General features: G+C 68.9%; 10 protein-coding genes. 4 read left to right on the top strand and 6 right to left on the bottom strand.

All coding sequences use genetic code 11. From position 1 onward, the window contains the following. Positions 1–65: 65 nt before the first annotated feature. Positions 66–905 (top strand): polyphosphate kinase 2 family protein, encoded by an 840-nt coding sequence (locus ACYVF6_RS34415; protein WP_460527464.1) that lies wholly within the window; start codon positions 66–68, stop codon positions 903–905. 263 nt (positions 906–1,168) lie between these two features. On the opposite strand, the gene ACYVF6_RS34410 is transcribed toward ACYVF6_RS34415, so the two are convergent. The 6 genes from ACYVF6_RS34410 to ACYVF6_RS34385 form a co-directional block, all read right to left on the bottom strand. Further along, on the bottom strand, positions 1,169–2,047 hold the full coding sequence (locus tag ACYVF6_RS34410) for a hypothetical protein (protein ID WP_460527462.1): 879 nt from the start codon (positions 2,045–2,047) through the stop codon (positions 1,169–1,171). Between the two features lie 46 nt (positions 2,048–2,093). Continuing rightward, positions 2,094–4,232, bottom strand: a complete 2,139-nt coding sequence (gene glgX, locus ACYVF6_RS34405; protein ID WP_460527460.1) for a glycogen debranching protein — start codon at positions 4,230–4,232, stop codon at positions 2,094–2,096. 115 nt (positions 4,233–4,347) lie between these two features. Further along, positions 4,348–5,046 carry a sirohydrochlorin chelatase gene (locus ACYVF6_RS34400; RefSeq protein WP_460527458.1) on the bottom strand — a complete coding sequence of 233 codons (699 nt, stop codon included), beginning with the start codon at positions 5,044–5,046 and terminating at the stop codon, positions 4,348–4,350. 295 nt (positions 5,047–5,341) lie between these two features. Next, the gene (gene cobA / locus ACYVF6_RS34395; RefSeq protein WP_460527456.1) at positions 5,342–6,550 is read right to left on the bottom strand and encodes a siroheme synthase family protein; all 1,209 of its coding nucleotides are present in this window, start codon (positions 6,548–6,550) and stop codon (positions 5,342–5,344) included. Positions 6,551–6,626: 76 nt separating this feature from the next. Continuing rightward, complete coding sequence (locus ACYVF6_RS34390) at positions 6,627–7,352, bottom strand: adenylyl/phosphoadenylyl-sulfate reductase (protein WP_460527957.1); 726 nt, start codon at positions 7,350–7,352, stop codon at positions 6,627–6,629. A 139-nt stretch (positions 7,353–7,491) separates the two neighbouring features. After that, complete coding sequence (locus ACYVF6_RS34385) at positions 7,492–9,198, bottom strand: nitrite/sulfite reductase (RefSeq protein ID WP_460527454.1); 1,707 nt, start codon at positions 9,196–9,198, stop codon at positions 7,492–7,494. Between the two features lie 525 nt (positions 9,199–9,723). Here ACYVF6_RS34385 and ACYVF6_RS34380 point away from each other — a divergent pair. From ACYVF6_RS34380 to ACYVF6_RS34370, 3 genes are all read left to right on the top strand, one after another. Next, on the top strand, positions 9,724–10,710 hold the full coding sequence (locus tag ACYVF6_RS34380) for a DUF6528 family protein (protein ID WP_460527452.1): 987 nt from the start codon (positions 9,724–9,726) through the stop codon (positions 10,708–10,710). 41 nt (positions 10,711–10,751) lie between these two features. Continuing rightward, the gene (locus tag ACYVF6_RS34375) at positions 10,752–11,129 is read left to right on the top strand and encodes a TFIIB-type zinc ribbon-containing protein (RefSeq protein WP_460527450.1); all 378 of its coding nucleotides are present in this window, start codon (positions 10,752–10,754) and stop codon (positions 11,127–11,129) included. Between the two features lie 440 nt (positions 11,130–11,569). Then, entirely contained in the window at positions 11,570–13,003 is a 1,434-nt protein-coding gene (locus tag ACYVF6_RS34370; RefSeq protein ID WP_460527448.1) for a hypothetical protein, read from the top strand.

Here is a 13,003-nt window from a genome sequence, read left to right as displayed (position 1 = left end):
GGGGCGGTCCGGGCATAGCCTGCTGATCGGATGAACTTCGGGAGAACCTGGAGGAAGCAACGCCCATGTGTCAGCGGATCAGCAACCGGCTGCGCCTGCCCGAGGGACAGGTCGACATCGCGGGCCTGAAGACCAACTCGACGCCCGGTTTCAAGGGCGACAAGAAGCAGGGCAAGGCCGCGTTGCCGGGGCTCGGTTCGGTCCTCTCCAACCTGCAGGAACGCCTCTACGCCGAAGGCCGCAGCGGTGGCAACCGCAGCTTGTTGCTCGTCCTGCAGGGCATGGACACCGCCGGCAAGGGCGGGGTGCTCCGGCACTCGGTCGGCCTGGTCGACCCACAGGGCGTACACATCAAGGCGTTCAAGGCTCCGTCGGCGGAGGAGCTCGGGCACGACTTCCTCTGGCGGATCCGCCGCGACCTGCCGCCGGCCGGTGCGATCGGAATCTTCGACCGTTCGCACTACGAGGACGTGCTGGCCGTGCGGGTGCACGACCTCGTTCCGCGTTCGGTGTGGAGCAGGCGCTACTCCACGATCAACCGGTTCGAGAAGAAGCTCGTCGACAGCGGCGTGACGGTCATCAAGTGCTTCCTGCACGTGTCGTACGAAGAGCAGCGCAGCCGGTTGCAGGCGCGGCTGGACAACCCGGACAAGCACTGGAAGTACAACCCGAAAGACGTCGAGGAGCGCGGCTACTGGGCCGACTACCAGCAGGCCTACGAAGTCGTCCTCGAGAAGTGCAACACGGACTACGCGCCGTGGTTCGTCGTTCCGAGCGATCGCAAGTGGTACCGCAACTGGGCGGTGACCAAGCTGCTGATCGAGCACCTGCAGGACATCGACCCCACGTGGCCGCCCGGCGACTTCGACGTCGATGCCGAGAAGGCGCGCCTCGCGGCGACCTGATCTCACCACTTGTCGGAGGTTTCTCGGTCTCTCCCACATCGGGGGGACGACCCCCCGTGCCCCCGATGTGAAGGCCGAGAAACCTCCAACAAGGCGGGTGCCTAGACGATCTATTCCAAGGGGTCGCCTGACGCGCGACGCCTGGCATCCACGCTGGCTGCGTTGTCGTCGATCGCCGGAGGCCCCTCCTGGCTCCTCCTCCGCCTTGCCAGCGCGGCGCCATCCGCCGCGCGCTTGACCGGCGACCCCTTGGAATAGATCATCTAGCCGAGGACCTGCCGCGGGTCGGGCAGGAAGGACGCCGCCTTCTTACGCAGCGATCCGAACACCGCGAACCCGATGAACGGTGTGTTCGACGCGATGTGCAGCTGCCGCATGCTGAGGTCCACGATGCACGGGCAGACGCCGGACCCGAACTGCGAGAAGTTCTTGAGGTTCTGCATCGACGCGGGGTTCACTCGCTCCGACACGAGGCAGGCGACCGACATCGCGCCGCCCATCGCGCCCAGCTGGCGCTGCGACCGCGCGTACTCGTCGACCTGGCGCGGGAAGCCGTGCACGGCCTCCGGCGAGATCTCGTCGACGCCGGCGATACCGAGAACGAAGTCACCGGTGACCAGCGCGGCGGCCGCGTCGGGGACCGGCTGGCCGATCAGCGTCCACGCCGGGCCGACCCACATCTCCTGCAGGCGCATCCGCTGCGCCATCATGCGCTGCGCGACCGCACCGATGTAGGCCTGGACGGCAGGGCTGACCGGCGGCGGTCCACCGCCAGGTCCCTGCTGCCGGCCGGAAGGGCCGGGCGGCGGGCCGGGCTGTGGAGGCTGGTGCTGGGGAGGTGGCGGCTGCTGCGGCGGGTACTGCTGCGGCGGCGGGCCCTGCTGCGGATACGGCGGCTGCGGTGGATAGCCCGGCGGAGGTCCGGGCTGCTGCGGCCCAGGACCATTTGGACCGCCTGGCCCGGGTCCGTACGGCCCGGGCGGACCGTAGGGACCAGGAGGCTGCCCACCGCCTGGCGGGCCGTACGGAGCGGGCTGCTGAGGTCCGCCGTAGGGCTGCTGCGGGCCGCCGTACGGCGGCTGGCCCGAACCGGATGGAGGAGGGGGTCCCTGCGGCCCCGATCCCCACGTCGGTGTCGTCATGCGAACCTCCAAACAGTCTGTTATGTCCACGGCCCGGAACGGGACATTACACGCGCTGCAACACGAGCATGGACCGGGCGGTCAGCCCGACCTGGTTGCCCGGCTGGACGGCCGTACGGTCGCGCAGGTCGTCGTCGGCGGTGTCGAGCACCGGCTCCCACGCCTCGCCGTACTCCTCGCCCGGAACCGTGAACGACACGTCCTGCTCGGAGGCGTTGAACAGCAGGAGGAACGAGTCGTCGATGATCCGCTCGCCGTGGCGGCCGGGCTCACCGATGGCCTCGCCGTTGAGGAACACCGCGAGCGAGCGGGCGTAGCCCGTGGTCCAGTCGCGTCCCGACATCGGCTGGCCGTCGGGTTTGAGCCAGACCACATCGCCGAGCTCGCCGAGGCCGTCGAAGAACCGCCTGCGCCGGAACACCGGGTGCTCGGCGCGCAGCCGCGAGAGCCCGCGGGTGAACGCCACGAGGTCGGTGTCGGCCTTGTGCCAGTCGACCCAGGAGATCTCGTTGTCCTGCGCATAACCGTTGTTGTTCCCGCTCTGGCTGCGCCCGATCTCGTCGCCGTGCAGCAGCATGGGCACACCTTGCGACAGGAACAGCGTGGCGAGGAAGTTGCGTTGCTGCCGGGCGCGCAGTGCGTTGACCGCCGGGTCGTCGGTGGGGCCCTCGACACCGCAGTTCCACGAGCGGTTGTCGGTGGAGCCGTCGTTGTTGTTCTCACCGTTGGCGGAGTTGTGCTTCTCGTTGTACGACACGAGGTCGCGCAGCGTGAAGCCGTCATGGGCGGTGACGAAGTTGATCGAGGCGTACGGCTTGCGTCCGTCGTCCTGGAAGAGGTCGGACGAGCCGGTGATCCGCATCGCGAACTCGCCGAGCGTCGCCGGCTGGCCGCGCCAGAAGTCGCGGGCGCAGTCGCGGTACTTGCCGTTCCACTCCGTCCACACCGGCGGGAAGTTGCCGACCTGGTAGCCACCGGGCCCGACGTCCCAGGGCTCGGCGATCAGCTTGACCTGCGACACGATCGGGTCCTGGTGCACCAGGTCGAAGAACGCCGACAACCGGTCGACCTCGTGGAACTGGCGGGCCAGGGTCGCCGCGAGGTCGAAGCGGAAGCCGTCGACGTGCATCTCGGTGACCCAGTAACGCAGGGAGTCCATGATGAGCTGCAGGACCTGCGGGTGGCGCATCAGCAGGCTGTTGCCGGTGCCCGTGGTGTCCATGTAGAAGCTGGGGTCGTTGTCGACCAGGCGGTAGTAGGCCGCGTTGTCGATGCCGCGGAACGCCAGCGTCGGGCCGAGGTGGTTGCCCTCGGCGGTGTGGTTGTAGACCACGTCGAGGATGACCTCGATGTCGGCCCGGTGCAGTGCGCGCACCATCGCCTTGAACTCCTGCACCTGCTGGCCGCGCTGGCCGGCGGCGGAGTAGGCGTTGTGCGGTGCGAAGAAGCCGATGGTGTTGTAGCCCCAGTAGTTGCGCAGGCCTCGTTCCACCAGGGCGTTGTCGTGGACGAACTGGTGGACGGGGAGCAGTTCGACCGTGGTGACGCCGAGCGACTGCAGGTGCTCGATCATCGGGGGAGAGGCGAGGCCGGCGTACGTACCTCTGCTGTCGGACGGGATGTCGGGGTGCTGGATCGTGAGGCCCTTGACGTGGGCCTCGTAGATCACCGACTCGTGGTAGGGATGGCGGGGGCGGCGGTCGTCCTGCCAGTCGAAATACGGATTGACCACGACCGATTTCATGGCGTGGGGGGCGGAATCCAGGTCGTTGAACGCCTTCTGATCATCGAATCGGTACGAGTAGAGCGACTCGTCCCATTCGACCTCGTCCTCGATCGCCTTGGCGTACGGGTCGAGGAGCAGCTTGGCGGGGTTGCACCGATGCCCGGTGGCCGGGTCGTACGGGCCGTGCACTCGGTAGCCATAGCGCTGACCAGGGCCGACGCGTGGCAGGTAACCATGCCAGACGTGCGCTTCGCGCTCGGTCAGCGGGATGCGCGTCTCGGCGTTGTCATCGTCGAACAAGCACAGCTCGACCGACTCGGCGACCTCGCTGAACAGCGCGAAGTTGGTGCCGGCTCCGTCGTAGCTGGCGCCGAGTGGGTAGGGCGTACCCGGCCATACTGTGCTTACCCGGCCCTCGCGGGCTTCGCCCGCCTGGGCCCACCCCACTCCTTCGACCATCCACGTTCCTCTCACACCTGTCTAGGCGAGCATCATCGCAGGCCCGGATTGCAAAGATCGCACAACGCCCCACCCCTGCCCATTCAGGAAGGGGTGCAGTCGCGTCGTGAGGCGCTCAGGCGAGTCCGGAACGCTGGACGACCAGATCGATGATCTGCTGAGAGGCACCGAGTGGCGCGGAGACGGCCACGGCGCCGGCGGCCTCGGCGAGGTCGCGGATCTTGCTGGCGAACCGGCCGGGGGCGAGGAGATAGGTGGAGACGGCGACGCGGTTGGCGCCGGCCGCCTGGTGCGCCGCGACGGCCGCGTCGACGGTGGGCTCGGCGGCCGAGGCGTAGGCCGTCGTGGTGGGGATCCCGAGCTGAATCGTGAGCGCCCTGGCCAGGTCGTCGACGTGGGCGTTGCCCTCGGGGTCGCTGGAGCCGGCGGCGGCGAGCACCAGCGCGTCGTACTCGACGGCGGGGAGCCGCTCGACCAGCGCCGGCAGGAGAGCGGGGTGGGGTGCCAGCACCTTGCCGAGTTCTGTCGCGAGCCCACGCTCGGCAGCCGCCGCGACGACCTCGGGCAGGTCGACCTTGGAGTGGTAGGCGTTGCCGAGCAGGAACGGCTGGATGACGACATCGGTGACGCCGGCGGCCACCAACTCGTCGAGCGCGGCGGCCGGGCCGGGCTCGGACAGCTCGAGGAAGGCCGCCTTGGCGACCAGGCCGGGCAACGCCTTCTCCAACCCAGCCGCCACATCGACCGCGATCGGCGCCGCCTCCGGATCCCTGCTCCCATGCGCGACAAGCAGAACACCTTGCGCGATCGTCATCGTGTGCCTCCGTAAAGGAAGTCGGAGCGAGCGGTGGCGGTGGTGCTCGAACCGGCGTCGTGCCGGGCCAGCAAGCCAGCAGCGAAGACGCTGGTTGGGCGCCGGTCGCAGCCCGTGGCAGGGGCCGAGCCGGCGGTGGCTGCTGCGGCGAGCGCACCACTCGGGCTGCGGTGGCTGGCGGCGGCTAGGGGGGTTGCGGTCGCTGCTGCGAGCGTGGCCGCGCCACCTGCACCGCACCCAGCGATGGCGTCGCCGGCTTGGGCGGCGTCGCGGTGGGTGGGGTGGTCGGCGGCGGTCATGTGTGGTCACCTGCGGCGACGACTGGGCCGACGACGATGACGGCGGGGGCGCGGACTTCGCGCTCCGCGGCCAGTTCGGCGATCGTCGCGAGGGTGCCGCGGGTGGTGCGCTGGGTCGGCAGGGTGCCGCGCTCGACGACGGCCACCGGGGTGGTGGGCGGGCGGCCGTTGACCACCAGCGACTCCGCCACCTCTGCCAGCGGCGCCACGCCCATCAGGATCACCAGCGTGCCGCCGGCCCGAGCCAGCGCGGCCCAGTCGGGGTTGTCGGTCTCGGTGGCACCGTGCGCGGACACCACGGTGAACGACCGCGACACGCCGCGGTGCGTCACCGGGATCCCGGCCGCCGCCGGAACCGCGATCGCGCTGGTCACGCCGGGTACGACCTCGCATGGCACGCCGGCCGAGGCGCAGGCCTCCGCCTCCTCGCCGCCGCGGCCGAAGACGAACGGGTCGCCGCCCTTGAGGCGCACCACCCGTTGTCCGGCCAGCGCCCGCTCCACCAGCACCTCGTTGATCTGGTCCTGCGTAAGCGTGTGTGCCTTCGGGCCCTTCCCGGCCTCGATCACCTCGGCCGCCGGATCGAGCGCGGCGAGCAGCTCGCGCGGCGCCAGGCGATCGACCACCACGACGTCGGCGTCGGCCAGCAGGCGGCGGCCGCGCGTGGTGATCAGACCGGGATCGCCCGGACCGCCACCGACCAGCGCGACGCTCCCACCACCAGACCGCCGCTGCCGCCGGACCGGCAGGTCACCCGTTTCCAGCCCGACCGCGATCGCGGAACGGATCGCCTGTGAACGTCGCGGGTCGCCGCCCGAGCTCACCGCGATCGTGATGTCGTCGACCTTCGTGACCGCCGGCACCCAGGCGGGGGATGCGGCAGCGTCGTCCGCGCGTACGCACCACACCCGCGCGGCCTCGGCGTCGGCCGTCACCTGGTCGTCGACCGTACGATCGCCGGTGGCCGTGTGTGCGAGCCACGCGCCGTCCAGGTCGCCCGTGGAGTATTCGCGGGCCAGCCACGTCACCCGATCGGTCAGCTGCGCGAGGTCCTCGCACAACGCCGGCGCCACGACCACGACCGAGGCCCCACCCTCGAGCAGGCTCAGCGTGCGCCTGGCGGCGACCGGGCCGCCGCCGACCACGACCGTACGCCGGCCGGCGAGGTCGAGGAAGAAGGGCGTACGAGCTGAGCTGTTCGTCATGAGATTCAGTCTGATCCGGTTTCGTTACCGCAGCTTTTCGCCGTTTTCACAGGTGTTTCCGGCGTCTTGTCAAAGGTCAGAGGTGCAGGCCGCACTCGGTCTTGGTCCGCCCGGCCCAGCGCCCGGCCCGCGCGTCCTCCCCGTCGGCGACGCGGCGCGTGCACGGCTCGCAGCCGATCGAGGGGTAGCCGTCGAAGAGCAGCGGGTTGGTGAGGATCCCGTTGCGCTCGATGTAGGTCTCCACGTCGTCCTGCGTCCACTTGGCCAACGGCGAGACCTTGACCTTGCGCCGGCGGTTGTCCCAGCCCACGACGGGCGTCAGGGCCCGCACGCCGCCTTCGTCACGGCGCACCCCGGTCGCCCATGCGTCGTACGACGCCAGCGCGCGCTCGAGCGGTGCGACCTTGCGCAGCTGGCAGCACAGGTCCGGGTTACGCGCGAACAGGTCCTTGCCGAGCGTCGCGTCCTGCTCGGGGACGGTCTGCCGCGGGCGTACGGTGACCAAATTGATCGGAATCATGACCGACGCGGCGTCGGCCGTTCCGATCGTTTCAGCAAAGTGATATCCCGTGTCGAGAAAAACCACGTCGACGCCGGGTGCTACCTGCGAAGCCAAATGCGAAAGAACAGTGTCCTGCATCGACGAAGTGACGCAGAAACGTGGACCAAATGTCTCGACGGCCCATTGCACGATCTCCTCGGCGGAAGCGTCCTCCAGGTCGCGTCCGGCCTTACGTGCAAGGGCCTCCAGCTCTGCTGGGTCGGCGCCTACTTGTGTGGGAAATGCTGCTGTCGCCGTCATTGACGCACCACCAATCCGATGAACTTCACCGTAAACGCGCGCGCACATGCCCGGCATTCCCAGGCTCCATGGCTGGTTTCGTTCGGACGCAAATCCTCATCGCCGCAATACGGGCAGTAAAAGGGCGCAGCTCGCTCGCTCATACCGGCACCGCCTCTTTCGGCGTGTTGGCGAGGTATTTCTCGTCGGCACGTACGACCCACTGCGCGAACCGCTCACCGGGCTCGCGCTGGTCGAGGTAGTGGCGTACGACCTGCTCGACGTAGTCCGGCAGGTCGTCGGCGGTCACCTTCAGGCCGCGTACCTTGCGGCCGAAGCCCGCGTCCATCCCGATGCCGCCGCCGAGGTGCACCTGGTAGCCCTCGACCTGGTTGCCCTCGCGGTCGAGTACGAGCTGTCCCTTGAGGCCGATGTCGGCGGTCTGGATGCGCGCGCAGGAGTTGGGGCAGCCGTTGAGGTTGACGGTGACCGGGACGTCGAGCTCGGGTACGCGAGCCTCCAGCTCGTCGATCAGCCAGGCGCCGCGGCCCTTGGTCTCGACGATCGCGAGCTTGCAGTATTCGATGCCGGTGCAGGCCATCGTGTTGCGCCGCCACACCGACGGCCGGGCGTGCAGGCCGATCGCGGCCAGCTCGGCGACCAGCGGCTCGACCTGGTGCTCCTCGACGTCCAGGACGAGCAGCTTCTGCATCGGTGTCGTACGGACCCGGCTGGAGCCGTGCGCCTCGACGATGTCGGCGAGCTTGCTCAGCAGGCTGCCGGACACGCGGCCCACCGTCGGCGCGACGCCGACGTAGTACTTGCCGTCCTTCTGCTTGTGCACGCCGATGTGGTCGCCGGGCACGGCCGGCGGCGGGGGAGCGGGGCCGTCGACCAGCTTGCGCTTGAGGTATTCGTCCTCCAGCACCTGGCGGAACTTCTCCGCGCCCCAGTCGTTGACGAGGAACTTCAGCCGCGCGCGGTGCCGCAGCCGCCGGTAGCCGTAGTCGCGGAAGATGCTGGTGATGCCCCACCAGAGCTCGTGGACCTCCTCGATCGGCACCCAGGCGCCGAGGCGCTGGGCCAGCATCGGGTTGGTCGACAGGCCGCCGCCGACCCAGACGTCGAAGCCCGGGCCGTGCTCGGGGTGCACGACGCCGACGAACGCGATGTCGTTGACCTCCGGCGCGACGTCGAAGCTCGGGTGCCCGGTGACGGCGGTCTTGTACTTCCTCGGCAGGTTCGAGAACTCCTTGCTGCCGATGTAGTTGTTCACAATGTCGTCGATCGCCGGCGTCGGGTCGATGATCTCGTCGGCGGCGATGCCCGCCACCGGGCTGCCGATCACGACGCGCGGGCAGTCGCCGCAGGCCTCCTGGGTCTGCAGGCCGACGGCCTCGAGCCGGCGCCAGATCTCCGGGACGTCCTCGATGCGGATCCAGTGCAGCTGGATGTTCTGCCGGTCGGTGACGTCGGCGCTGTCGCGGGCGAACTCCTTCGAGATGTCGGCGACCGTACGCAGCTGCTCGGTGCTGAGCATGCCGCCGTCGATGCGTACGCGCAGCATGAAGTGGGAGTCCTCGAGCTCCTCGGTGTCGAGGATCGAGGTGTGCTGGCCGCCCATGCCGGGCTTGCGCTGGGTGTAGAGACCCCACCAGCGGAACCGGCTGCGCAGGTCAGCGGGGTCGATGGCGTCGAAGCCGGTGTGAGCGTAGATGTTCTCGATCCGGGCGCGCACGTTGAGCGCGTCGTCGTCCTTCTTCGTCTGCTCGTTCTTGTTCAATGGCTCGCGGTAGCCAAGGGCCCACTGTCCCTCGCCCCGCTTACGGCGCAGGGTCCGGCTCGTGCTGGCTTTCGCTTCGGCCATGGCTGGCGGTATCCGTTCCTTCGCGAGGCTGTGCTGGCTGTGCGGACTGGGCTTGCTTGGCTGGCTCAGGCACGCGAAAGGCACGGTGAAGCTGACCGCGGGGCGGGCAGACAGTGACCGGCGCGACCGCGCACCCGGATCTCCTGGACAGGGAAGAATCAGCTCAGGGGAGTGGGCGCATCAGCGCGCCGGGCGACAGAGCATGCTGCGCATCCGACCGAAGTCGAGGTGTCGACGTCCCACCAACATGGGGAACACGGGCGCACGCATAGAAATAGAGTGCGGCACGACGTCGGGCTACGCCAAACGACACGCCCAGCATCCGAGATGCTGTCTCGCATCTCGGTAATCCCGATTGGTTGAGTAGGAATTTACCTCCGCGCGAGGAGGATGTCCATTTCGCCGCTCAGTGGGCGGATTTCCGGCTGCTGGTGTCAGCTTTTCGCCGTTCCGGATTCGGTCAGAGTTCAGGACGTCGTCCTTTGCCGTCAGCAAACTGCGATCGAACCTTTCTGGGAGGAAAGCATGACTCGCAGCAGACGGATCAAGGTGGCTGGGGCCTTCGTGGCCGCAAGTGTGGCATTGACAGGCTCGGCCGCGCCCGCGCTGGCCGGGGATCGGCTCTCCGGTGACAGTACGGAGGCGATCGCGATCACCGAGCAGGCGTCGGACCAGATCCTCGTACTGGCGTCCGAGCCGGGCGCCTGGGAGAAGGCCACGATCTCGTGGCGCTGGAAGCCGACCGCGACCAACGGCTTCGCCGACCTGGTCGACAACTGGGGACTGCCGGACGAGGCGAAGCTGCGGCACCGGGGCGACCAGGCGTACCTCCTCACGGCCGACTCGTACGGGCTGGCCGCGGTGGTGCCGTATCCGCAGGGGACGGGCGCCTACTGGGCCGCGGACGTGGGGCGGGCGAACAACCCGCACTCGATCGAGCTGCTGCCGGACGGCAACGTCGCCGTGGCCGCGAGCGCGGGCGGCTGGGTGCGGGTCTTCACGGCGTCACAGGGCTCGGCGTCGACGACGTACACGGAGTTCAAGCTCGAGGACGCGCACGGCGTCTACTGGGATGCCGACCGGAGCCTGCTGTGGGCGATCGGGGCGCACGAGCTGGTGGGGCTGCGGCTGAGCGGTCCGGCGTCGGCGCCGGTGGTGACGAAGGTGCGCGGCGCTGCGTTGCCGACGAACTGGGGCCACGACCTGCAACCGGTGGCGGTCGACCCGGACCGGCTGTGGCTGACGACGGGATCGCAGGTCTATCAGTACTCGATCAGGCAGAACGCGTTCCTGCAGGACTTCCTGAGCGTCTCGGCGATCAACCAGGCCGGCGTCAAGAGCATCGGCGACGAGCGGCAGTCGGGTCAGGTGCTGGGGACGTTCGTGCAGACGGGGAACATCTGCACGTGGTGCACCGATACGGTGTCACTGTACGAGGGCGAGCAGGCGTTCCAGCTGCACGGCGCGCAGATCTACAAGACGCGCTGGTGGGTCGATCCGAACCGCGACTGAGGTCCTCTGGATTTTAGGAAAACTTTGCTAAGTTCGGGCAGATGAGCGATCTCATCTGCCCGAAGTGCCATGGGGCCATGCGAGGGTACGAACGAAGCGGCATCACCGTCGACCAGTGCGCCGACTGCCGGGGCATCTTCCTCGACCGCGGCGAGCTCGAGCGCCTGGTCGACGCCGAGAACCGGTGGCACGGCGGTCAGTCCGCTCCGCCGCCGCCACCGCCGCCGGGGACTGGCAGCCACCAGCCACCGCCGCCTCCGGGGTACGGCCACGACCGCGGCTACGGCTCGGGCGGTGGGTATCGGCAGGGCTACGGCTCGGGCGGCGGCTACCGCCAGGGCTACGGCTCCGGCGGCGGCTACCGGCAGGGTCACGGCCACCGCCGCAAGCGCTCGTTCCTGGACGACTTGTTCGACTGATCTCGCAGGTCGCGTCGACCGCTGGCCGTCGACAGAGCGGACGATCAGCGGCAGATGATCAGCGGGTGCCCGACCCAGACGGCGACGTCGGGCACCCAACCAGCCAGCCACCCCGACCATCGCTGCCTCGCCCACGCCCGCAACCGCGGTGCCGGCGACATGCCACGACGCATCAGCTGAGCTCGATGGCGTTGCCAATCGCAATGCTCTGACCAAGCGGGGTCCCACCCAAGCGCGGCCTGGCCCAGCGCATCTCCTGCTCTCCATCGGTCCCTTACTGGTAAGCAGCCTCGCATCAGGTGTCTGCCGGCCCTGCGGCTTCGGGCGGGTAGCGGCGCGGTCGGTCGTAGTCCCACCGTGTCCCGTCCGGTATCCGGATTCGTCCGGATCCGTCTGGTTGGCTTGTGGGCCGGGTTGGCTGCGGAACAGACTCGGCGCTCGTGCTGTCCGAGAACGGGGGAGCGAAGAGCGCCTTGGGAATCCACCGCCGGGACGAGGGTCCGCGATCGTTCACGCGAAGGCGAGCGGTACAGCTCGGGCTGTTGCTGCCCGCCGCCGGCCTGGCTGGGATGGCCGGAACAGCCGGGTGTGCGCCGCAGCCGCCGCCGTTGATTGAGGGGGCCGCCGATGCCGACGACGGGGTACCGGATGTCGACGATCTGCAGGCGCTGCTGGATCGGCGGGCGAAGGCGCAGCTGGCCAAGGACGAGAACGCCTACCTCGCGAACCTCGACACCCAGAACCAGGCGATGCTCGACCGCGAGAAGCTGGTGTTCGCGAACCTCGAGCAGTTCGCGCTCGCCGACGTGCGCTTCCTCACCGGCCGGATCCTGGCCGGCGGCCAGGCCGACGAGAAGGACCCCAACCGGTTCCGGTTCGGTCCGGTCATCAAGGTCGTGAAGCTCACCGCCGACGCCGGCCCCAAGGCGGTGCTCGGTCCCGGCGAGGCGTACGACTACGTCCTCACCAAGCAAGGCGACGGCTGGCAGATCGCCGACATCGTGCCGATCACCGGCGACGCCGCCGCCAACGCCCGGGTGGGTACGGCCAGCTCGCCGTGGAACCTCACCCCGCTCACCGTCCTCACCGCCGGCAACATCTGGCTCGCCGCCGACGACTCGGTGGACGACCTGGAGCGGTACGCCAAGGCCGCCAAGTCCGAAGCTCGCACGGTCGAGGCGATGTGGGGCAAGCGGGCACACTTCCCCGGCCACGTGCTGTTCTTCTCCCGCAACAAGGAGAACCTCACCAAGTGGTACGACCTCGGCGACGCCTCCGACCACTTCGAAGGTGTGCAGAAGCCGCTGTTCGGCGTCACCAAGGACGGCGACCAGTACACCTCGCAGACCTACGCCTCCCGCATGGTCATCTTCCTGTCGGCGATCGAGCAGTACAGCGACGACCCGGCGCTCGTCATGCGGCACGAGCTCACGCACGCGGTGACGTCGCGCGCGGCCGATCCGGGCGACGGCATCTATCCGCCGCCTCGCTGGGCGGTCGAGGGGTTCGCGCGGTACATCGAGGTACGCGGGAACGCCGAACGCCAGCGGAACGAACGCTTCGCCGCCGCGAACGGCCTGCGCACCGGCCGGTTGAAGGACAAGCTGCCCCGCAGCGACAAGTTCTACAGCGGCAGCGCCGACAACGTGTCGTTCAACTACGCGATCGGCTACACGGTCTTCGCCTACGTCGCCCAGGCCAAGGGCCACGAGAAGGCCGTCGCGTTCTATGCCGAGATCGTCAAGTTCACCGAGCCTTTCGGCCAGCAACTTGTGGAGACACCGGCGTTCGACGGCATCTGCGACCGCATCCTCGGCATGAGCTCGGCCACGCTGCTACGGCAGTGGCGGTCCTACGTACTGGCTGGAGGCTGA

The sequence above is a fragment of the Flindersiella endophytica genome, assembly GCF_054779015.1.
Note: the sequence above shows the minus strand (reverse complement) of the source record. Positions and strands in the feature narration are given on the sequence as shown.